Genomic DNA, 20563 nt, shown 5'->3' with positions numbered 1-20563 from the left:
TCCGCGCCTTGACCCGCACAACACGGGCGGCAGGAGAGATGCGCTTGCGGCAATTGCAGGGTATGGATGCGAGCTTCGTCGCGCTGGAGACGAAGAATTCGCCGATGCACATCGGTTCGATCCTTATCTACAACCCCGCGACCGCGCCGGGCGGCTTCGTCCGGTTCAAGGACATCCTCGCCTTCTTCGAAAGCCGGATGCAGCTGTCGCGCACGATCCGCCAGCGGCTGGTGCGGGTGCCGTTCGACCTCGACTACCCCTACTGGATCGAGGATCCGGATTTCGACCTCGAATACCACCTGCGCCACGTCGCACTGCCGCAGCCGGGCGACTGGCGCCAGCTGTGCATTCAGGCGGCGCGCATCTTCGCCCGCCCGCTCGACCTCACCCGTCCGCCGTGGGAGTTCACCGTGGTCGAGGGGCTCGACGGGATCGAGGGCATCCCCAAGGGGTGCTACGCGATGGTGACCAAGGTCCACCACGCCGCGATCGACGGCATGAGCGGCATCGACCTCATGGAAGCGATGCACACGCTCGACCCTGACGAGCCGCCGCCCGCCGCGCCCGACGACTGGAAGCCGGGCAAGGTGCCCAATCCCGCCGAACTCCTCGGCAAGAGCTATTTCAACGCCATCACCAACCCGATGAAGCAGCTGGAGGTGGCGGCCAAGGCGGCCCCGGGCCTTGCCAAGGCGATCAAGGGTCTGGCGGCAAAGGAGTTCAGCGTCGGACGCGAGATGATCGCGCCCAGGACCCGGTTCAACAAGGTCATCAGCCCGCACCGCGTGGTCGAGGGGCGCAGCGTGCCGCTGGCCGACATCAAGGCGATCCGCACGCTGGTGCAGGGGGCGAAGGTCAACGACGCCTTCCTCGCGATCATCGGAGGAGCGCTGCGCAAGTACCTTCAGAAGCATGGCGAACTGCCCGAGAAGTCGCTCACCGCGATGGCCCCGATCTCTGTCCGTTCGAAGGAAGAGAAAGGCGACATGGGCAACCAGGTGGCGGCGATGGTCGTGCAGCTGGGTTCGCACATCGAAGACCCGGTCGAACGGCTGACCTACGTCCAGTCGAAGACCACCAATTCCAAGACGATGACCGAGGCGATCGGCGCCCGCAACATGACCGAGGCGAGCAAGGTCAGCCCAGCCCTGTGGATGAGCCTCGGGGCGCAGCTCTACACCCGGCTCGGCCTCGCCAACCGGGGCATGGGCCCGGCGTTCAACACGGTCGTGACCAACGTACCCGGCCCGCCCGTACCGATCTATTCGGCCGGCGCGCGGCTCGAAAGCATGATGGGCCTCATCTGCCTGACCGACAGCATGGGCCTCGCCCACGTCGTCCAGTCCTACACCGACGAAGCGACGATCGCCTTTACCGCCTGCCGCGAACTGATGCCCGATCCGGAATTCTACGCGCAGTGCCTGGAGGACAGCTTTCACGAACTGCGCGACGCCGCGCGCGCGCCAACACCTGCGGATACGAAGCCTGCACCTAAGAAAAGAGCCGCGCCGAAAAAGCCGGCCGCCGAAAAGAGCCGCGCCAAGGGCACGAAGCGCGCCGCGAACCGTTCGTCCTCGCAACCGAAATCCCGCAGGAGCGCATCTTGACCGCAGTCACCACCACCAATCCCGGCTACCGCGCCCACCCGCCCAGCCGCCTGCTATCGCTTACGGAACCCAGCCGGGCGATGGGCGAACTGGCCGCGTTCCTGGCGCTGCGTCCGCTCCTGTCCTTCCTCCCGCGCGGCGATGGACACGGGGTGCTCGTTCTGCCCGGCTTCATGGCGACCGACGGCAGCACCGGGCCGATGCGCCGCCTGCTCGGCCAGCTCGGCTACGACGCCGTCGGCTGGAAGCTGGGCCGCAACGTGAAGGTCGACAACGTCCGCGTTGCCGCCATGATGAATTGCGTCGACGAGCTGTATCGGCGCACCGGCGGCAAGATCAGCATCGTCGGCTGGAGCTTGGGCGGCGTGTTCGCGCGGGAACTGGCGAAGCAAGCGCCGGACAAGGTGCGCCAGGTCATCACGCTCGGCAGCCCGATCAGCGACGACCGCGACCATTCGAACGCCCGCCGCCTGTTCGAGATGCTGAACGGACGCGAACCCGAACCGATGCGCGCGGGCCAGTTCCGCAAGCTGGCCGAAGCGCCGCCGGTCCCCACGACCTCGATCCTTACCAAGGGCGACGGCGTGGTCCATTGGCGCGGCTCGGTCCAGCGCGAGGACGCCAATCCGCAGACCGAGAACATCGAGGTCTATGCCAGCCACATCGGGCTGGGGGTGAACCCCGCCGTCATGCTGGCGATCGCCGACCGGCTGGCCCAGCCCAAAGGCGAATGGTCTCCGTTCGAGGCGAAGGGCTGCGCGGGTTTCGCCTTCCCGCGCTCGCGCCTCCACTAGGAAACCCGCGCGGCTAGAATACCTTGCGGAACTCGACCTCGACGAAGCGGCCGGTCGGGTCGATCAGTCCGGGCTGGTAACGCAGGGGCACGATCCCGTTCTGGTCGGTTACGCGCTGGCGCGTGTCGAACAGGTTGTTGACCCGCAAGGACACCCGCGCGCCCTTCCAGAACCCCGGATCGTTGTCGTTGCCGGTCAGCCACTTCTGCTGGTCGAGCGCCACGAACAGCCGCAGGTTGAAAGTGGCGAGGTCGCCGAAGCGCAGGTCGCTCGATCCCGGCAGGCCGCTGCCGAATACCCGCGTCCCGCTGGCGTAGTTGCCCGACAGCCGGGCGCCGATGCCGTCCTTGAACAGGCCGCCTTCCAGCTCGACCTGGTGGCGCGAGATGCCGCCGCCGTTGCCGGTGGCATCGCCGTTCAGAAGGTCGAGCACCGGACCCCCCGGCGCGATGGTGACGCGGTTCTGGAGATTGACAGTGTGGTAGAGCGACAGGCTCCACCGCCCCTGTCCGTCGCCGCCGCCGCCGGGGCCGAAGCGCATCGCGCCACCCCCGCCGCCGCCCTCACCGCCGCCGCCGCGACGACCGCCGCCTTCGCTGCCCTGACCTTGCTGGCCGGCTGCCGGCGCGGGAAGCGCGCAGATGCGGGCCTTGAATTCCTTGAGGCGCGCGGGGTCGACCGTGCCGTCGGGGCTCTTGAGGCGGTCGAGGACCTCCTGCGGGATACCCTCGGTGCCCGGCACCGTATCGGGGTTGACGCAGTCGAGCGCGGTGCGCAGGGCGGCGAAACGCTGCGGGTCGAAGCGGCGTGTACCGCCTTCCCCGCCCGGGGCGCCGGGAGCGCCGTCCGCCGCGCAGAAACGCGTCTTCAGCGCGGCGACCTTTGCCGGATCGACGTTGCCGTTCTCGTCCTTCAGCCGCTCGAGCATGCCCTCGGGCACCCCGGTCAGGTCCGGCGCCTGTCCCTCGGGCGTGGCGCAGAACTTCGTGCGCATTTCGGCGAAGCGCGCCGGATCGAACGTCATCGTGGTCGTCGTGCCGCCTGCCCCGGGCGCCGTAGTCGGCGGCGCTGCGGGAGCGGCAGCCGCCTGCGCTGGTCGGCCACCGCCGCCGCCGCCACTGCCGCCGCCGCGTTCGGCCTGCGGCTTCGGCTTGCCAACCTTGCCAAACAGGTTGAAGCCATAGCGCAGCCGCGAACTGGCGGTGGACGCGAACGTCACCGGCCGCGCGTCGATCGCCAGCAGCGTGCCGTCGGCCGCGCGCGTGACCCGTCCGGGGAATGCCGCTTCGACGTCGGTCGTCAGCAGCGGGAAGTTCGAGGTCACGTTGCTCGACCGGTTGCGATAATATTCGACGAGGACGTTGGCACGCTCGAACAGGTCGAGATCGTAACTCGCCGACAGCTTCAGATCGCGCTGCTTTTCGGCCAGCAGGTCGGGATTGCCGCCGCTGGTCGTGGTGATCAGCACTGTCTGCCCGGTGCGGAAATCGTACGTGGGCACGTTGAAGTTCACGATCCGCGCCGCGCCGAGCTGGGTCAGGCTGGGCGCCGCGTCGTTCGCGACATACGTCGCCTGCAAGCCCAGCCGCTCGGTCGGCTTCCACACGAGCCCGGTGGTGTAGTTGTACAGCGTGCCGAAGTCCGACAGGTGCTCCACCCCGCCCGCCAAGTTCAGCGACAGGTCGCCGATCGCCGCACCGAAATCCTCGCGCCGGCTGGTGATCGGCACGCCCAGCGTGACGCCCGCGGTTGCGCGGCGGCGGTCGAGCGAGACGTCGGGCGCCATGCTGCGGGTGTCGCTGCTGTCGATGCCGTTGAGCTTGTAGCCGGCGCTCAGCGTCAGGCTCGTCTGGCCGCCGGGCAGGAGCAACGGCTGGCCATTGAGGGTGGCGAGCGTGTCGACCGTGTAGGTTTTGGTCGTCGCCTCGTCCCGGCCGGCGGGCGAAAGGGCAGGCAGCGGCCCGGTGATCGGCAGCGTTCCCGCCGCCGCCGCGCCGACCAGCGGCGCCGTATCGGCCCGCCGGTCGAGACGACTTCGGCTGATCCCCCGCGCCGCGTCGAGCGTCGCGGTGAGCTGCCAGTCGCCGAGCGGCTTGTTGAGCACGCTGCCGAACGAGTAGGTATCGCTGACCGTCCGGCGCTCGATGGGATCGGTGCCCAGCGTCCGCAGCGCGCTCGCACCCGTGGGATCGGTCAGGCGCACCGTTTCGAGCCCCGACAGCGACCGCGTCACGTCGTGCAGGATCTGTCCGTTGAGGGTGTAGGAACCGGCCGACGCGTCGGCGCCGAGCGTGGCCGAGCGGGTGATGTTCGCCTCCAGCGCCGAATTGCGCGACACGAGCGAGCGATAGGCCGCGGGGTCCGCATCGCCCGGAACCGTCGGCACGCTGCCGGGCGTCTGGACGATGCCCCGCTCCGCCTCTGTCAGCGGTGTCGAGTTCTTGTATTCGACACTGGCGTTGAGGCGCTTCGTGCCCGCGATCGTTACGAGCGAACCTTCGATCTGGCCGACACCGTACCCGCCCGCCGTGGGCATGCCGTACTCGGCCTCGATCTCGCGGCTGGCGAAGTTGTCCTTGAGGATGAAATTGATGACGCGCTGTTCGGCGGGGTAGCCGAACTTCAGCGCCACTTCCTCGGGTAGTACCTCGACCTTCTTGATCGCTTCGGGTGGGAGCCGGCCCAGTTCGCGGAAGCTCGAGATGCGCTGGCCGTTGAGGAGGAACACCGGCCGGCCCCCGCGCCCGCGGCCCGACCCGACCTGCGGCGACAGCTGCGCGACGAGATCGGCGATGGAGCTGGCTCCGTAGGCCGCGACGTCCTCCTCGTTCAGCTCGACGATCGGCGGGCTGTCGGTCTGCACTTGCCCTGCCACCCGGCGGGCGATGACGACAATCTCGTCCAGCGTCGGGGTCGTCGCCGGATCGGCGGATTCGCCCTCGGTCGCCTGCGCGGTTTCGGGGCCATCGACGGGCTCGCCGGGAATTTCCTGCGCCATCACCGGGGTGCCGGCAAGCGACAGGGCGATCAGCGAAACCTGGGTCGGTCGAATGCGCACGAGGGGAATTCCTTGAATGAAATCAGTTCAGCCTCCCCTTGCCGGGGCTTTGTCGGCTCGGGCCGCGCAAGACAACAGGTATGCGCGTATCGGTTTGTCGCAAGCCCGGACCGGCCTTGTGCGACGGCAACGCTTTCCTTTTTCGGTTCGGGCGTTTAAGGGCGCGGCCAATTCGACCAACCTGTGCAAAGGAACCGACGAGCTACATGGCCAAGGAAGAACTCCTCGAAATGCGCGGACGAGTGGTGGAGCTGCTGCCGAACGCGATGTTCCGGGTAGAGCTCGAGAACGGCCACGAGATCCTCGGACACACCGCCGGAAAGATGCGCAAGAACCGCATCCGCGTGCTCACAGGCGACGAAGTGCTCGTCGAGCTGACGCCTTACGACCTCACCAAGGGGCGCATCACCTACCGCTTCATGCCGGGACGCGGCGGCCCGGGGCCGCAGTAACCGCCAGCGGGCACGTCATGCCCGATCTCGTTCTCGCATCCGCCAGCCCGCGCCGCCGCGATCTCCTCGCGCGGCTCGGGATCGAGCCGGTGCGCGTCGCCCCCGCCGACATCGACGAAACGCCGCTGAAGGCGGAACTGCCGCGCGTCTATGCCCAGCGCATGGCGCGCGAGAAGGCCGAGGCGGCGGCGGAGCCCGACGCTTTCGTGCTGGCGGGCGATACCGTGGTCGCCGCCGGTCGCCGCATCCTGCCCAAGGCCGAGGACGAGGCGACCGCGCGCGCCTGCCTCGATCTCCTGTCCGGCCGCCGCCACCGGGTGCTGAGCGCCATCGCGCTGCGCCATCCCGACGGTACGATCCGCGAGCGGCTGAGCGAGACGCAGGTCCGCTTCAAGCGATTGTCGGATGAGGAAATCGCCGCATACCTCGCCAGCGGCGAATGGCAGGGCAAGGCCGGGGGATACGCCATCCAGGGCAGCGCCGAAGGACTGATCGCGTGGATCGCGGGCAGCCATTCGGGCGTGGTCGGCCTGCCGCTGTTCGAAACCCGCGCTCTGCTGAAGGCGGCGGGTTTCGCGATTGCCTGAGCGACCGGGGATGGGCTGGCTCGTCGAGCGCGGCATCGGCGAGGACCGTGCCCTGCTGGTCGAGAACGAGCATGCCGTCGCGGCGAAGATCCGCTGGCCGGGGGAGCTCGTTGCGGGTCAGGCACTGACGGCCAGACTGGTATCTCGCCGCGCAGGGTCCGCACGTGGGACGGCGCGAACCGAGGACGGCGAGGACCTGCTCGTCGACCGCCTGCCGCGTAATGCGAGCGAAGGCGCGCGAATCGATATCGTCGTCACCCGCGCTGCGCTGGCCGAGCGTGGCCGCTTCAAGCGCGCGCAGGCCCGTGTCGGCGCGGTGCCGCCAGCCGACGACCCATTCGCCGCCGGCACCATCGTCCGCCGCTTTCCGCCGGGCATGTGGCAAGACGTCTGGTACGCGGCATGGGACGGCAAGATTGCGTTTCCCGGCGGGTCGCTGTTGCTCGACGCGACCCCCGGCATGACCGTGATCGACATCGACGGGGATCTGCCGCCGCACGACCTTGCGCTGGCAGCCGTTCCCGCGATCGCCGGCGCGTTGCGGCGTCTCGACCTCGGCGGGTCGATCGCGATCGATTTTCCCACCCTGCCCTCCAGGGCAGACCGGCAGGCGATCGATTCGGCGCTCGCCGATGCGCTGGCCGACTGGCCGCACGAGCGCACCGCGATGAACGGCTTCGGCCTGGTCCAGCTCGTCGCCCGGCTCGAAGGGCCTTCGCTTCTCCAGCGGATCGCACGCAACCGGGCCGCGGCCGCCGCACGCTTCCTGCTGCGCGAGGCCGAAGCGGTGGAAGGTGCCGGCGCAATCGAATTCGCCGCGCATCCGTCAGTGATCGGCGCCCTGCGGCCCGAATGGCTGGCGGAGCTCGAGCGCCGTGCGGGCCGGCCTGTTCGCACCCGTGTCGATCCGGCGCTTGCGCTCGCCGCCGGCCATGCCCAGATCGTGCCGCGATGACCCGTCTCGCATCCGGCCAGCGCCCCTGCCCCATCTGCGGAAAACCCCGCAATCCGGAACACGCGCCGTTCTGCTCGGAAGGGTGCAAAGACCGCGACCTCGCGCGCTGGTTCAACGATGCCTACGCGGTGCCCGGCGAACCCGTCGACCCCGATAGCCTCGGCCCCGAATTGCGCGGCGACGACGAACCGTCCGATTGACCCCTTGCCAATCGCGCGGCGCGCCGCCATAGCGCCGCCTCGCCAACCGCCCGGCTGCGTTGCACGCCCGGCGAGCAGTGCCTGCCTCGGTAGCTCAGTTGGTAGAGCATGCGACTGAAAATCGCAGTGTCGGTGGTTCGAATCCGCCCCGAGGCACCACTCCCCTCCCCGGTCCGCGTCCCCGCCCTGCTTTGACAGCACGAAGCGCGGCGCTATGGCGCGCACCATGCACGAGACCGGCCAGGCCGTAGGGGCGTTCGACATCGCCGCCATTCTGGTCGTCGCCGCGGCGGTGCTCGGTTATCTGAACCACCACTTCATACGGCTGCCACACGTGATCGGCCTGACCGTGATGGGCGCGCTCGCCAGCCTCGCGCTGATGGTCGCGCACGCTCTGTTTCCGCTCTTCACGCTAGACGAATGGGTCGCGCGGCTCCTGGAACAGATGAATTTCACCGAGACATTGCTCAACGGGATGCTCAGCTTCCTGCTGTTCGCGGGCGCGCTCCACGTCGATCTCGACCGGTTGCGCCGCGACTGGGTGCCCGTCCTCCTGTTGTCGACCGTGGGCGTGCTGATCTCGACCGCGCTGGTCGGCGGGGCGATGTGGCTGCTCGGCAACCTGCTCGCGTTGCCGATCGCGCCCATCTGGTACTTCGTGTTCGGGGCGCTGATCAGCCCGACCGATCCGGTCTCGGTCCTGGGCGTCCTCAAGGAAGAGAACGTCCCCAAGCAGCTCCAGTCCGCGGTGGCGGGCGAGAGCCTGTTCAACGACGGTGTGGGCATCGTGGTGTTCACGATCCTGCTGGGCGCGGCGGTGACGGGGGCGGAATTCAGCCTCGCCGAAGGGGCGCGCCTGTTCGCGTTCGAGGCGGGCGGCGGGGTCGTGCTGGGGCTCGTCATCGGCTGGCTCGGCTATCGCGGGCTCAAGAGCATGGACGACTACTCGCTGGAGGTGCTGATCACGCTGGCGGTCGTCATGGGCGGCTACGCTCTGGCGAGCTACGTCCACATCTCCGGCCCGCTGGCGATGGCAGTCGCGGGGCTCATCATCGGCAACTATGGTTTCGCCCGCGCGATGAGCGATACGACACGCGACTACGTCAACAAGTTCTGGGAGCTTGTCGACGAGCTGCTCAATTCGGTGCTGTTCCTGCTGATCGGGCTGGAGATGATCGCGCTGACGCCCGGGCGCGGGCATCTGATCGTCGGCCTGCTGGCGATCCCCATCGCCCTGGCGGCGCGCGGCATTTCGGTGGGCGGCATGGTCAACACGGTGCCCGGCGTGAAGCTCGACGCGCCGGGCGCGATCCGCGTGCTGTGGTGGGGCGGCCTGCGCGGCGGCATCTCGATCGCGCTCGCGCTCGCGCTGCCGGAAGGGCCGGCACGCAGCCTGCTGCTCGCCGCGACATTCGCGGTGGTGCTGTTCAGCGTGCTCGTCCAGCGCGCGACGCTGGGCAAGATGATCGAGCGGCTGCAGGCGCGGCGGATGCCCTCGGTCGAACCCGAGGTCCCACCCGAAAGGCTCGGCGTCGAAAACGACTACTGACGCCGCGTCAGCGGTTCTGCCGCCCCTCCACCAGCGCACCCACGACCGAGGGGTCCGCCAGCGTCGAAGTATCCCCCAGGCTGCCGAAGTCGTTCTCCGCGATCTTGCGCAGGATGCGGCGCATGATCTTGCCGCTGCGGGTCTTGGGCAGCGCCGGGGTAAAGTGCAGGTGATCGGGCGTGGCGATGGGGCCGATCTCCTTGCGGACCCACTGGCGCAGCTCCGCGGCGAGATCGTCCGACGGGTCCTCACCCGCATTCAGCGTGATGTAGCAGTAGATCCCCTGCCCCTTGATGTCGTGCGGATAGCCGACGACCGCCGCTTCGCTGACCTTGGGATGCAGCACCAGCGCACTCTCGACCTCGGCGGTGCCCATCCGGTGGCCGGACACGTTGATGACGTCGTCGACCCGGCCGGTGATCCAGTAGTATCCGTCCGCATCGCGCCGACAGCCGTCGCCGGTGAAATACTTGCCGGGATAGGTGCTGAAGTAGGTCTGCACGAAACGGTCGTGATCGCCGTAGACGGTGCGCGCCTGGCCCGGCCAGCTGCGGGTGATGCACAGGTTCCCCTCCGCGGCCCCCTCCAACACCGTGCCGTCGCCGTCGACGAGATGGGGGCAGACGCCGAAGAAGGGTTTTCCGGCGCTGCCCGGCTTCATGTCGTGCGCGCCGGGCAGCGTGGTAATCATCACGCCGCCGGTCTCGGTCTGCCACCATGTGTCGACGAGTGGGATCGCCCCCTTGCCGACGGTGTCGTGGTACCAGCGCCAGGCCTCCGGGTTGATCGGCTCGCCCACGCTGCCAATGAGGCGGAGCGAGGACAGGTCGTGCTTCGTCGCGTGGGCCGTGCCCTCGCGCATCAGCGCTCGGATGGCGGTGGGGGCCGTGTAGAACAGGTTGACCTTGTGCTTCTCGACCACTGCCCAGAAGCGGTCGTGGTCGGGAAAGTTCGGCACCCCTTCGAACATCAGCGCCGTCGCGCCGTTTTGCAGCGGGCCATACACGATGTAGCTGTGCCCGGTGACCCAGCCGATGTCGGCGGTGCACCACCAGACCTCGCCCGCGCGATAATCGAACACATAGCGGAACGTCGTCTCGGTCCAGACGGCATAGCCTCCCGTGGTGTGGAGCACGCCCTTGGGCTTGCCCGTCGATCCGCTGGTGTAAAGGATGAACAACGGGTCTTCCGCCGCCATCGGCTCGCACGGGCAGTCCGCATCGAGACCGTCCGAAAGCTCGTGGTACCAGTGGTCGCGGCCTTCGGTCATGGCGACCTTGCCGCCGGTGTGGCGGATCACCAGCACGGCCTTGGCCGATACCTTTTTCAGTGCCGCATCGACGTTGGCCTTGAGCGGGACGGTCTTCGACCCGCGCAGCCCTTCGTCCGCGGTGACGATCCAGTCGCTCGCGCAGTCTTCCACCCGGCCGGCGATGGCATCGGGGCTGAACCCGCCGAAGATGACCGAATGGATCGCCCCGATGCGCGCGCAGGCGAGCATCGCGAAAGCGCCTTCGGGTATCATCGGCATATAGATCGTAACCCGGTCGCCCTTCGCCACGCCCATTTTTTTCAACGTATTCGCCATCCGCACGACCTCGCGGCGGAGTTCGGCGTAGGTGATCCGGCGCACTTCACCGCCGGGATCGTCGGGTTCGAAGATCAGCGCGACCCGGTCGCCGTTTCCGGCGTCGACGTGCCGATCGACCGCGTTGTGGCAGATGTTGAGCGTGCCGCCTTCGAACCACGCGATGTCGACCGGATCGAAGCTCCATCCCGCGATCGTTTTCGGTTCCTCGAACCAGTCGAGCCGCGCGGCCTGTTCGCGCCAGAAGCCGTCGGGATCGTCGATGCTGCGGGCGTACATCGCATCGTACTGCGCCGCGTCGCACCCGGTGCCATCGGCCGCCCCGGCGGGCCTTGGAACCCATTCGGTGTCGTGCGCGGTGTTCGTCATTCTCGATCCTCTCGTTTCGTGCGGCAGCCTAAAGCCAAAGGCGGCGCGCCGAAAGGGCCGCGTGGCGATGGACGATTGCAAACCGGACGTGCTTCCCGCACACGGTTGCGAAAGGCAATCGAACCGGGGAGGACGCGCGGTGGCAGACTTCGAAACGATCAGGGTGGAGACGACCGACGCGGGGGTGTTGGCGATCACGCTCAACCGGCCCGAACGGCTCAACGCCTGCCCGCCGCAGATGGCTGACGACATTTTCGCCGCTTTGCGCGACCGGGGTGATGCCCGCGCGATCCTGCTTCGCGGCGAAGGGCGCGCGTTCTGTTCGGGGGCCGACCTCGCCGCCAACAGCCAGTCTTCGGTCAAGGGCGGAGACCGCGCGCACGGTTCGCTCACCCGCCACTACAACCCGATGATTATGGCGCTCTCCAGCGTGCCGGTGCCGGTGGTCAGCGCGGTGCGCGGCCCCGCTGCCGGCGTCGGCTGCTCGATCGCGCTGGCAGCCGATTTCGTCATCGCGGCGAAATCGGGCTATTTCCTCCAGGCTTTCGTCAACATCGGCCTCGTGCCGGATGGCGGATCGAGCTGGATGCTCCCCCGCCTCGTCGGGACCGCGCAGGCGACGCGGATGATGATGCTCGGCGAAAAGATCGGCGGCGAGGAAGCCGAGCGGATCGGCCTCATCTATCGCTGCGTCGAGGACGACGCGCTGGATGCGGAGGCCGAGGCGCTCGCCGCGCGCCTTGCGGGCGGGCCGACGGTGTCGCTGGGCCTGATGAAGAAGACCCTGCGCGACGGCTTGCAGGCCGACCTCGCGACGACGCTGGCGGCCGAGGCGGAGGCCCAGCGCCTGGCCGGCGGCACGGCCGACGCGGCCGAAGGGGCGATGGCGTTCCTCGGCAAGCGGAAGGCCCAGTTCCAGGGCAAGTGAACGGGGCGGCCTAGCCGCCGTCCTTCCACGCGCGGAACGACGGGTAGGCCGGCTGGTCGATCTCCAGCTTGGCGATCGTGAGGGCGATAAGTTCGCCCACGAGGTCCGCGCCGTCCTCGCCCGCGCGGATCGCGGCGCACATGCGCGCGGCCTCCTCCGCCGACACCGGCGGTCCGTTTTCCAGTTCGCGCTGGGCGATGCCGAGCGCGTTGGCGGCGACTTTCTGCGGGAAGCCGGGGGCGAGGCCCTCGTCCAGCGCGCGGCGGACTTCGGCGATCAGCATCGCCGGTGGGGGACTATCGGCCATTCCAGCCTCCGTGATCGGGAGCGAGCATCCGCAAGAGGTCGAATTCGGTTTCCGATGCGCGCCGTGCGATGACGGCTGCCTCGACCGTGCGCGGGCCCTCGACGAACGCCTTCGCGACGCCGAGGCACATGACGCCCCAGTTCATCGTCTGGAACACCTCCCACGCATGAAGCTCGGCCCGGTCGACGGGCGCGCCGCCTGCACCTACGTAACCGGTGATGAGATCCTCGCGCGTGCCGAAACCGCCCACGGGCAATTCGGGTCGCTGGAAGCGCCAGCTCGGCACGCAGAGCCACGCGAGATCGTACGCCGGCGGGCCGACGTGGGCGAGTTCCCAGTCGAGCAAAGCGCGAATGCCCTCGGGCCCCACCATCAGGTTGCCGTTGCGGAAATCGCCATGCAGCAGGACGCGGCGGTGTTCGTCCGGCAGGTTGTCCGCCAGCCAGCGCAGCGCGTATTCGAAGACGGGGCGGTCCTGGCCACTATCGCGATAGCGGACCTCCAACGCGGCGAGTTCCTCGCGCGCGCCCTGGGATCTGAGGTTGAGCCCGTCCGGTACGGTGGCCGCATGGAGCCGTGCGAGGATTTCGCCGCAGCGGTGGGCCATCCCCGCGCGCGCATCGGCGAGCTCGGGCAGCTTCAGCACCCTGACGCCCACGGTCTCGCCCGCCAGCCGTTCCATTGCGTAGCCGTCGCCGGCGGGCGACCCGGCGGGCAGTTCGAAGGCAATCGCGGGCACCGGCACGCCCGCTTCCCCCGCCAGCCGCGCCAGCGCCGCCTCGCGCGCCACGCTGCCCAGACCCTGGCTCGAGAAACGGCGCCCTGGCGGCTGCCTGCGCAGGACGAGTTCCATGCGCCCGCCGCCGTCCAGCATCAGGTCGAACGACCACATGTCCTTGCTGGCCCCGCCGCCGAGGCGCTTCAGACCATCCACCGCGTCAGCCGGGACGCCCGCGGTTCGCGCCGCGTCGAGGATTGCGACCGCCAGCGCATCGACATTCTCGACCGGGCTCGCTTCGCTCACTCGCGCTTTCCCTCTCCTGCCGCCCGATTCGAGCCTTTGCGGTCCCGGTGTAGCACAGCTGACAGGCCGTTTCGGGCTTGCAACGCACCCGGAATTTTGGGACCCTCGGCGCAGGGGACGCCAACAAGAACCGCATGCTTCGTCACGGGTCGCACGGGGGGGGTCGCATATGTCTGTCCTGCTACGCGTTTTCGCGGGCATGTGGCTGTTGCTGCTGGCGAGCACGCCGGCGCTTTCCGCCGCGCCGCCCGCGGTCGTGCTGACCCCCGGCTTGTCCGCCCCCGACCTGCGCCCCGCGATCCGCTATCGCCTCGTCGCGGCCGGCGAACAGGCAGGCATTCCATCACTCGAAGGCCTGCGTGCGGTCGAATATCGGTCCACCCAGTTCGGGCGGTCGGGCGAAGAGGTCGTCGGCACCTTCCGCCTCGCCAACGCCAGCGACGAGCCGGGCAGCTGGATCCTCACCACCGGCCGCGGGTTGGTGAACGACTTCTCGCTCTATCGCTCGATCGACGGCGGACCGCTGGAACGGATCTTCACCAATCGCGACAGCGAAGCTCTCGGCAGGTCGCTGGCGGATTACCAGGCGATTGCCGTGCCGGTCGATCTCGGCCCCGGCCAGAGCGCGACCTATGTCTTCCGCCTGCGCGACAACATATCGCTGTGGATGCCCTTCGCGGTGCGGGAGACCGGCGCGTTCCAGCGCGAGCGGCGGCTGAATGTCGCGCTGGTGGCCGGCATCGTGGGCGGCAGCGTGATGCTGATCCTGATCAACGCGCTGGTCTTCGCCGGAACCGGACGGCGCGAGTTCCTGTGGCTTTCTGCGGCCGAGCTCGCCTTCGCCTTCAACACGCTCTACGCCGAAGGGTACACCACGATCCTGTGGCTCTACCGCTGGCCGTTGTTCGCCGAACTGTTCGGCGAATATACGCGCAGCGCGTTCGGCCTGCTGATGGTGCAGTTCGGCCGTTCATTCCTGCGCACCCGCACGACGCACCCCCGGCTGGACATCCTCCTGCGCGGCCTGATCGGGCTGGGCTTCGCGGTCATGGTGGCTGCCACCCTCCACATCGCGGCAGGCGTCTTCCCCCTGATGGCGGTGCACCAGTTCGGCTGGCTCTATCTCCTCGCCACGTCGTTCGCGATGCTGTGGCTCGGCATCCTGGGGCTGCGCCGCGGCCCCATATTCATCCCGCTGTTCGCAGCATGGACAAGCATGGCGATTTACATCGGCTACATGACGCTGGCGATCTCCGGCGCGTTCCCGGGCCTGCCGGTGCGCTGGCATTGGGTGGGGCCGGTGGGCCTGTTCGAGTGCGTCATGGCCTCGATCACCCTCGTCCTCCACCTGCGCGCGCTGCAGACCGAGCGGCTGCAGGCCGAACGCCGGGCAAGCGCCGCGCTGCTCGAAAAACTCGCCCTGTCGGAAGAGGCCGCGCGCCTCGCCGACGACCGCGCGCGGGCGCTGCTCGACGTGCGTGCCCGCGACCGGACGATCGAGGCGACCGCGCACGACACCCGGCATGTCCTCCATGCGCTCAACAGCGCAGTGCATTTCGGACGCGGCGCGCGCAATGCCGGCACGGCCGACCTCCTCGCTCTGCTGGAGGCATCGGCCCGGCACCTCGAAGACATCCTCGCCTCCAGCGTGTCGAGCGGCGGGGCCGAGCGGCGCTTCCTCGCACTCGCGGTGTGCGATCCGGCGCGTACCGTACGCGGGCTCGGCGAGATCTACGCCCCCATTGCCGAGCGGGCGGAACTCGCGCTCGAGGTGCGCGCCGCCGCGCCCGCCGCCGCGCTGATCGACGAGGCGCTGTTCGGCCGGGTCGTCTCCAACCTCGTCAACAATGCGCTCAAGTTCACGCCTGCGGGCCGGGTCGAGGTCGATTGCGACTGCGACGAGGGACTGCTGCGCATTCGCGTGCGCGATACCGGCACCGGAATGGCGGCGGACCAGCTCTGCTGGCTCAACGATAACGCCGGCCACTCCGGGGATGCGGACCCCGGCATCGGGCTCGGCACCGGCTGGCGCGCCATTCGCGAGATCGTGTCGCTGATGCACGGGACCTATTTCATCGAGAGCGGCCCGACCGGCACCGAAGTGACGGTGCTGTTTCCCAACCCCGTGGCGGATGGCACGACCCCCGCGGCGATCACGGACCTCGCCGCGTTGGCCCCCGATGTCGCGTTCGTCGATTTCGAGCGACGCGCCGATCCGGTCACGGGCCTTCGCGCAATAGTGATGGTGGCGGACGACGCGCGCGCGCAGACGCGGATCGCCAGCGCGGCCTTGTCGGAAGTGCTGCTGGTGCGGCCGTTATGCCGCGAGATGCTCGATCACCCCTATGTGAGGGGTGCGGCAAAGATACCGGCGGCGCGCGCCTTGTCGACGAGCTGACGGCTGCTCCCTGCACCCAGCTTGCGGCGTATTTCCGCGAGGTGAAACGAGACCGTGGGCGGGCTGATCGACAGGCGGTAGCCGATCTCCTTGTTGCTGCATCCTCCTGCCAGCAGTTCGAGGATGGCCTGCTGCCGCTCGGACAGCGTCACCGTGGGGGTGTCCGCCTTCGCGATGAGATCGGCGGCGCAGCGCGAGAAGTAGCGTTCGCCGTCTGCCACGGCCCGGAGCGCGGCATGCAGTTCCTCGGTCGGATCGCCCTTGCACACGATGGCCGCGGCACCGAGTTCGCTGGCACGGGCGAGCGCCTCGGGCCGGGTGACGCCGGTGACCACGATCACCGGCACCGATCCGTGCAATGCAAACTCGCCCAGCGCCGCCAGCCCGTCGATCTCGGGCAGCTCGAGGTCGAGCAGGACGATGGCATCGGGGGTCGCGATCGCCCGGTCGATGCCGTCGCGCGCCGAGGTGAAGCACGCCTCCAGCCTGAATGCATCGCTGTCCGCGAGCAGCAGGCGGATGCCCGAATGGGCAAGCTCGTGATCGTCGATGACGATGATCGGCCGCATGGCGCGCGCACCCTCCCCCGGATTGCCGGTAAGCGACGGTATGGCGGCGGACATCATCCCGCCACCCCAAACTTCTTCGCTGCGAAAGGTTGCGCGGCCGTTAACCAATGCTCTCCCACCGGTGTTAACCGAGCACCTCTAACGCGGTTTCCTGACGGTATCAGGAGATGCATGCCATGTCGGTTAGAGTATCGAAAATCGCGGTCGCAGCAATTGCGCTGGGCGCCACGGTGCCGGCGATCGGAGTGAATCCCGGCGTCGGCGTGGGCCATGCGGCCGCGACCATCGGGATCACCGGTTTCGTGCCGGTCGTATGCACGGCACGCGTTGCCGAAAGCACGCTGCCCGTCGCCGCCGGCACGGCCCAGCTCGGCAAACTGCGCGAGTTCTGCAACAGCCCGGGCGGGTACCGGGTGGTGGCGGACTATTCCCCGTCGCTCGTTCATGCCAGGTTGCTGGTCGACGGCAAGCCGATCCCGTTGGCAAAGGACGGCAGCGTTACGGTCAGCCGGTCGAACGGTCCCGCAATCGACAGCCGTCTGCTGGCGCTCGAATTGCCGAAGAACGCGACGGGCGGCTCGATCAGCTTCCGGATGGAACCGCTCTGACCGCAATGCCTGGCGGCGCCTAGAACGCGCCGCTCATGGCGTTGCAATCGGTCGCGTTGGCCGTTCCGGTCGCGCGGGGGGTTATCGTGACCGACAGGGTGTCGCGGTAGTTGGGCGAAACGACCTTCCCAGCCCCCCCCTCTTCCAGTTGCGCCTGCACATAGAGGCGATCCTCCTGCGCCTGGCCTACGCCTGCGCGCGGGCAGACCATGGTGATGGGGGTGGCCAGCGCATTGCTGCGTTCGGTCCCGAGGAACTTCACCCGGTACTTGACCTCGGCAGCCGTCGACGAAGCGGGGGCACCGCCGGGCGTCAGCTTGTACGCATTATCCGAAGTCATCGTGATCTCGTACGGACCCGAACTCTGGACGCGGATATAGTTCGAGTTGGGCGTCCGCTTCGGCGTAGTGCTGAGCGAGGACGTCGCGATGTTTCCGATCTCCCCGAAATCGAGCGGTGACCCGGCGTAGCCCGCCTGCATCGCGCTGAGCACGGTGATGGGGAAGACGACCGCATTCGGAATACTTCCCTCTTGCTGTACACCCTTCCCGCCGCCGGTGGTCGAACAGGCGAAAATGGCATCGAAGGGCAGTGTCGCAGAGGCATTCAGGTCGAGGTTGGCAGGAAGCGTAACCTGGAAATTGACCGTTGCGTAGTTCGACGCGTCGTTGTTTCCGGTGAAGGCAATCCGCAAAAACTTGTTGCCCGACGTGGGAAGGAGACTGGTCGGCGCGACGATGGGGGGCGTTTCGTTGAAATCGTAGAATATGTCGAGGTTGAGGCCCGTGACGTTCCCCTCGACGGCGACCGAGGTCGGGACGATCTGTGTCCCGTCCGCCCCGGTGCTGTTGCTCTTCAGGTAGAAGTTGACGATGTCGGTCTTCTCCCCGCCCGTGCCGTTGACGCGTTGCAGGCGCAAAGTCACGTTCGTCGTCGGCAGACCGGTCGGACTGAACGGATCGTAGACCGCCGCGCCTGCGGTTGCGGACCCAGTGATGCCGCATGTGGCCGCATGGCCGGGCGAGGCGATCGCCGCCCCGGTCAGGCCGGCGATCATCGCCAGCCGCTTCAGGATGGATGACGCGCGCGTCATTTCAGTTCCTCTCCGGATTGATATCGCCCAGCTTCACGACGCCGCTGGCGTCGGCCGGGATGTCGATCACGTAAATCGACTTGTTCTGGTCGAGCATCTCGATCCGCCACTTGCCGGGCGCAAGGCCGGCGGCACCGAAGCGGCCCTGGCGGTTGGTGAAGACGGTGACCGCCGCACGCTCGGGATGATCGAGCTGCGTGGCGGTGCCCGAAACGAGCGAGACCGGCTGGCCATCGACGTCCAGCATCGTGCCGAGCGCGGTCACGTTGTAATCCGATCCCACCGTCAGCAGGTATCCGCTGCGATACGACGGGAACAGGCGGTAGGTACCCTGTCCGATGTCCACCCCGGCGGGCGCGCCTTCCACTTCGACCGGCACCGTGCGCTCGGAATAGGACGACAGGCTGGGCATCGTCGCCGCGCCCAAGCGCCCGCTTTCGGCGGTATAGCCGAAAGTCGTCGGGTCGACGATGACGCTCGCGTTCTTCAGGCTGGCGTGCGGGCGGACGATCGCGAAGCTGTCGTAGATCGGGCGGCCGACCGAGACAGCCCCGCCGCCGACCGCGAGCGAGGTGCCGAGCCGGAAGTTGCTGCGCTGCCCGATGCTGCGGCCGAAGTTGCGGCTGAACGTGCCGTAATGGCTGAAGCCCAGTTCGGCGCGGTTGGCGAAGTAGTTCGCGTTGACGCTCACGCCGCTGCCGAAGTTGCTGCGTTCCAGATCGGCCGACACGTTGTAGCTGCCCACCCCGCTGCCCTTCAGCGTCTGGTACGACAGGCGCGCGCGGTCGCCGCGGGTATCGTATTCGGCCCGGGCGGTGGAGAACCGGCCGAGGCGCACGCTGAGCGAGGCAAAGGCGCTGACCTCCTCGCCGAGACTGTCCTTCACGTAGCGACCTTCGACGTTGAGCGTGGCCAGGTCCGAGATGCGCCAGCCCGCAGTCGCGCGGAAATTGGCGACGTCGGGCCGGTTGCCCCGCCCCTTGCCGTACCGCCCGTCCACGCCCGCGTAGACGCGGTCGGAAAAGGCGTGGCTGTACCCGCCGCCGACTTCGTATTCGTAAGGGTTGGTCGGCAGGAAGATGCTGACCGGGGCGAAATCGGCGCTGCGGCGTTCGGCGAACAGGTTGAGCGAATCGCTCTGTCCGTTGCCGCGCTGGATCAGCCGCTGGAACGTCGCCTGCAGCGCGTATCCCTCGCCCGCGCGATCGAAATGGCTGACCGCGCCCTGCAGGCCGAAGGTGCCGAGCGACGAGGCGAGGACAGCCTCGGCCCCGGCCATCTGGACGTCCTCGTCGGCCTGCGCGTTGACGCCCAGGGTCACGTAGTCGCTGATGCCGCGGCGGTAGTATCCGCTGGCCACCGGATCGTTGGAGTAGCGGGGCCCCGACGGGCCGAGCGGCGCGCGCACGCCGGCATAGACACCGAATTCGCTCAGGCCCGCGGCAAGCTGGGTCTGGTCGAGGAAGACGTTGAAGCGCAGGATTTCGCTGCGCCCGGTATCGTCGAGGATGTTGAGACGGATGTCGTTGGCCCCTTGCGCGAACGGGAAATCGCGCAGGTCGTAGTTGCCGGGCGTCAGTTGCAGGCGGCGCACCTGCTGTCCGTTCACCAGCACCTCGACCGTCGCTGCCCGGTCGAGCCGGAAGCTGCGGTCGCCGCGCGGGCGGATAATCTGCTGTGGGTTGAGGACGCCGTAGGACCGGAATATCGACACGCCCGCGATGTCGGGTGCCGACTGGAACCCGCGCGCCGTCGTCTCGAGGTCGCCCCCGCTCCAGCGGACGAGGTTGCCGATGTCGTCGTAGACCAGCCGGCTGCCGAGACGCTGGAAATCGCGCCCGAACCCGCCCGGGCTCCAGATCGCGTCGCTTTCCGCGACGACGTCGCCGAAGCGCACCGCCCCGTCGAGCAGCAGGTTCGCGTTGTCGAACCCGGTGTCGAAGCCTTCCTCGACGAAATCGAACGAGCCGCGGACGTTGAGGTAGGCGCTGCTGTCGAGCGGAGCGAGCACGTCGCCGAGCCGCTCGCGATCGAATGCCGTGACCGCCAGCGAACGCGATGCGCGGCGCTCGACGGGGATTTGGAATACGAGCTCAAGCGTCTGCGGGTTGTAGGTCGCCTCGATGCCGGCCGGCGCGAAGTCGGCGAGGCCGACCTGCGATCCGGGCAACATGCTGGCACGCAGCGTGTCGAGCACTTGCGGGGCAAGCACTTCGCTGAGCAGTTGCAAGGCGCGGTCGGCGGGGAAGCGGACCTGCTGGTCGGCGCCGATCGTCAGCGGAATGTCGCCGAGGTAGGTCGCCCCGTCCTTCAGGGGAACGGTGAGCACGATGTCGCGACCCGTGCGATTGCCCACGTCGGCGCGGCTCGGGGCGGCGACCGGCAGTTCCGGCTGCTCGGCCGCGAGCGCCGCGTGGCTGTGGGCCAGCGCGCTCGAGCCGAGCAACAGGACAGCGGCGATCTTCCCCCCGGACATC

General features: G+C 68.3%; 17 protein-coding genes and 1 tRNA gene. 11 read left to right on the top strand and 7 right to left on the bottom strand.

Annotated elements, in window-relative coordinates; all coding sequences use genetic code 11:
- The first annotated feature begins 8 nt into the window (after positions 1–8).
- Together D4766_RS10750 and D4766_RS10745 are read left to right on the top strand one after the other, a co-directional pair.
- Positions 9–1607 (top strand): WS/DGAT/MGAT family O-acyltransferase, encoded by a 1599-nt coding sequence (locus D4766_RS10750; protein ID WP_234024780.1) that lies wholly within the window; start codon positions 9–11, stop codon positions 1605–1607.
- Complete coding sequence (locus D4766_RS10745; protein WP_234024779.1) at positions 1604–2401, top strand: lipase family alpha/beta hydrolase; 798 nt, start codon at positions 1604–1606, stop codon at positions 2399–2401. Before D4766_RS10750 ends, D4766_RS10745 begins: the two co-directional genes overlap by 4 nt.
- Before the next feature lie 13 nt (positions 2402–2414).
- Here D4766_RS10745 and D4766_RS13870 read toward each other — a convergent pair whose 3' ends face one another.
- Positions 2415–5459: a TonB-dependent receptor gene (locus D4766_RS13870; protein WP_162935751.1), complete on the bottom strand. Its 3045-nt coding sequence runs from the start codon at positions 5457–5459 to the stop codon at positions 2415–2417.
- A gap of 206 nt (positions 5460–5665) precedes the next feature.
- Between D4766_RS13870 and infA the strand changes: the two genes are divergently transcribed.
- From infA to D4766_RS10710, 6 genes are all read left to right on the top strand, one after another.
- Positions 5666–5911: a translation initiation factor IF-1 gene (gene infA / locus D4766_RS10735; RefSeq protein WP_067681512.1), complete on the top strand. Its 246-nt coding sequence runs from the start codon at positions 5666–5668 to the stop codon at positions 5909–5911.
- A 17-nt stretch (positions 5912–5928) separates the two neighbouring features.
- The gene (locus tag D4766_RS10730; protein ID WP_120717451.1) at positions 5929–6498 is read left to right on the top strand and encodes a Maf family protein; all 570 of its coding nucleotides are present in this window, start codon (positions 5929–5931) and stop codon (positions 6496–6498) included.
- A gap of 10 nt (positions 6499–6508) precedes the next feature.
- Positions 6509–7453, top strand: coding sequence for a ribonuclease E/G (locus tag D4766_RS10725; RefSeq protein ID WP_120717450.1), 945 nt, complete (start codon positions 6509–6511; stop codon positions 7451–7453).
- Entirely contained in the window at positions 7450–7653 is a 204-nt protein-coding gene (locus D4766_RS10720; protein ID WP_120717449.1) for a DNA gyrase inhibitor YacG, read from the top strand. The genes D4766_RS10725 and D4766_RS10720 overlap by 4 nt, the downstream gene beginning before the upstream one ends.
- A gap of 83 nt (positions 7654–7736) precedes the next feature.
- Positions 7737–7812: transfer RNA gene (locus tag D4766_RS10715), tRNA-Phe, on the top strand.
- A gap of 55 nt (positions 7813–7867) precedes the next feature.
- Positions 7868–9202 carry a cation:proton antiporter gene (locus D4766_RS10710; protein WP_234024778.1) on the top strand — a complete coding sequence of 445 codons (1335 nt, stop codon included), beginning with the start codon at positions 7868–7870 and terminating at the stop codon, positions 9200–9202.
- Between the two features lie 7 nt (positions 9203–9209).
- Here the strand turns inward: D4766_RS10710 and acs are convergent, their stop codons facing one another.
- Positions 9210–11159: an acetate--CoA ligase gene (gene acs, locus D4766_RS10705; protein WP_120717448.1), complete on the bottom strand. Its 1950-nt coding sequence runs from the start codon at positions 11157–11159 to the stop codon at positions 9210–9212.
- Positions 11160–11298: 139 nt separating this feature from the next.
- Here acs and D4766_RS10700 point away from each other — a divergent pair, with 139 nt between their 5' ends.
- A complete protein-coding gene (locus D4766_RS10700; protein WP_234024777.1) occupies positions 11299–12087 on the top strand; it encodes an enoyl-CoA hydratase-related protein in 789 nt (262 codons plus the stop codon).
- A gap of 10 nt (positions 12088–12097) precedes the next feature.
- Here D4766_RS10700 and D4766_RS10695 read toward each other — a convergent pair whose 3' ends face one another.
- Positions 12098–12394, bottom strand: coding sequence for a DUF6285 domain-containing protein (locus tag D4766_RS10695; RefSeq protein ID WP_120717447.1), 297 nt, complete (start codon positions 12392–12394; stop codon positions 12098–12100).
- Positions 12384–13418, bottom strand: coding sequence for a phosphotransferase family protein (locus tag D4766_RS10690; RefSeq protein ID WP_162935750.1), 1035 nt, complete (start codon positions 13416–13418; stop codon positions 12384–12386). Before D4766_RS10690 ends, D4766_RS10695 begins: the two co-directional genes overlap by 11 nt.
- Positions 13419–13587: 169 nt before the next feature.
- Between D4766_RS10690 and D4766_RS10685 the strand changes: the two genes are divergently transcribed.
- Positions 13588–15816 (top strand): sensor histidine kinase, encoded by a 2229-nt coding sequence (locus D4766_RS10685; RefSeq protein WP_162935749.1) that lies wholly within the window; start codon positions 13588–13590, stop codon positions 15814–15816.
- Here the strand turns inward: D4766_RS10685 and D4766_RS10680 are convergent.
- A complete protein-coding gene (locus D4766_RS10680; RefSeq protein WP_162935748.1) occupies positions 15762–16439 on the bottom strand; it encodes a response regulator transcription factor in 678 nt (225 codons plus the stop codon). The genes D4766_RS10685 and D4766_RS10680 overlap by 55 nt on opposite strands.
- 122 nt (positions 16440–16561) lie before the next feature.
- Here D4766_RS10680 and D4766_RS10675 point away from each other — a divergent pair, with 122 nt between their 5' ends.
- Positions 16562–16993 carry a hypothetical protein gene (locus D4766_RS10675; protein WP_162935747.1) on the top strand — a complete coding sequence of 144 codons (432 nt, stop codon included), beginning with the start codon at positions 16562–16564 and terminating at the stop codon, positions 16991–16993.
- 19 nt (positions 16994–17012) lie between these two features.
- Here the strand turns inward: D4766_RS10675 and D4766_RS10670 are convergent, their stop codons facing one another.
- Positions 17013–18086: a hypothetical protein gene (locus D4766_RS10670; RefSeq protein WP_120717443.1), complete on the bottom strand. Its 1074-nt coding sequence runs from the start codon at positions 18084–18086 to the stop codon at positions 17013–17015.
- A gap of 1 nt (position 18087) precedes the next feature.
- Positions 18088–20562 carry a fimbria/pilus outer membrane usher protein gene (locus D4766_RS10665; RefSeq protein ID WP_120717442.1) on the bottom strand — a complete coding sequence of 825 codons (2475 nt, stop codon included), beginning with the start codon at positions 20560–20562 and terminating at the stop codon, positions 18088–18090.
- Between the last annotated feature and the right edge of the window lies 1 nt (position 20563).

The organism is Tsuneonella amylolytica, assembly GCF_003626915.1.
Classification (GTDB): domain Bacteria; phylum Pseudomonadota; class Alphaproteobacteria; order Sphingomonadales; family Sphingomonadaceae; genus Tsuneonella; species Tsuneonella amylolytica.
Note: the sequence above shows the minus strand (reverse complement) of the source record. Positions and strands in the feature narration are given on the sequence as shown.

Bases quoted from the DNA above. Each gene is read 5' to 3' on its own strand.
- D4766_RS10695 (WP_120717447.1), bottom strand. From the start codon at position 12,394: ATGGCCGATAGTCCCCCACCGGCGATGCTGATCGCCGAAGTCCGCCGC.
- D4766_RS10680 (WP_162935748.1), bottom strand. From the start codon at position 16,439: ATGTCCGCCGCCATACCGTCGCTTACCGGCAATCCGGGGGAGGGTGCG.
- D4766_RS10710 (WP_234024778.1), top strand. From the start codon at position 7,868: ATGGCGCGCACCATGCACGAGACCGGCCAGGCCGTAGGGGCGTTCGAC.
- D4766_RS10725 (WP_120717450.1), top strand. From the start codon at position 6,509: ATGGGCTGGCTCGTCGAGCGCGGCATCGGCGAGGACCGTGCCCTGCTG.
- D4766_RS10675 (WP_162935747.1), top strand. From the start codon at position 16,562: ATGTCGGTTAGAGTATCGAAAATCGCGGTCGCAGCAATTGCGCTGGGC.
- D4766_RS10730 (WP_120717451.1), top strand. From the start codon at position 5,929: ATGCCCGATCTCGTTCTCGCATCCGCCAGCCCGCGCCGCCGCGATCTC.
- D4766_RS10670 (WP_120717443.1), bottom strand. From the start codon at position 18,086: ATGACGCGCGCGTCATCCATCCTGAAGCGGCTGGCGATGATCGCCGGC.
- D4766_RS10720 (WP_120717449.1), top strand. From the start codon at position 7,450: ATGACCCGTCTCGCATCCGGCCAGCGCCCCTGCCCCATCTGCGGAAAA.
- D4766_RS10685 (WP_162935749.1), top strand. From the start codon at position 13,588: ATGTCTGTCCTGCTACGCGTTTTCGCGGGCATGTGGCTGTTGCTGCTG.
- infA (WP_067681512.1), top strand. From the start codon at position 5,666: ATGGCCAAGGAAGAACTCCTCGAAATGCGCGGACGAGTGGTGGAGCTG.
- acs (WP_120717448.1), bottom strand. From the start codon at position 11,159: ATGACGAACACCGCGCACGACACCGAATGGGTTCCAAGGCCCGCCGGG.
- D4766_RS10665 (WP_120717442.1), bottom strand. From the start codon at position 20,562: ATGTCCGGGGGGAAGATCGCCGCTGTCCTGTTGCTCGGCTCGAGCGCG.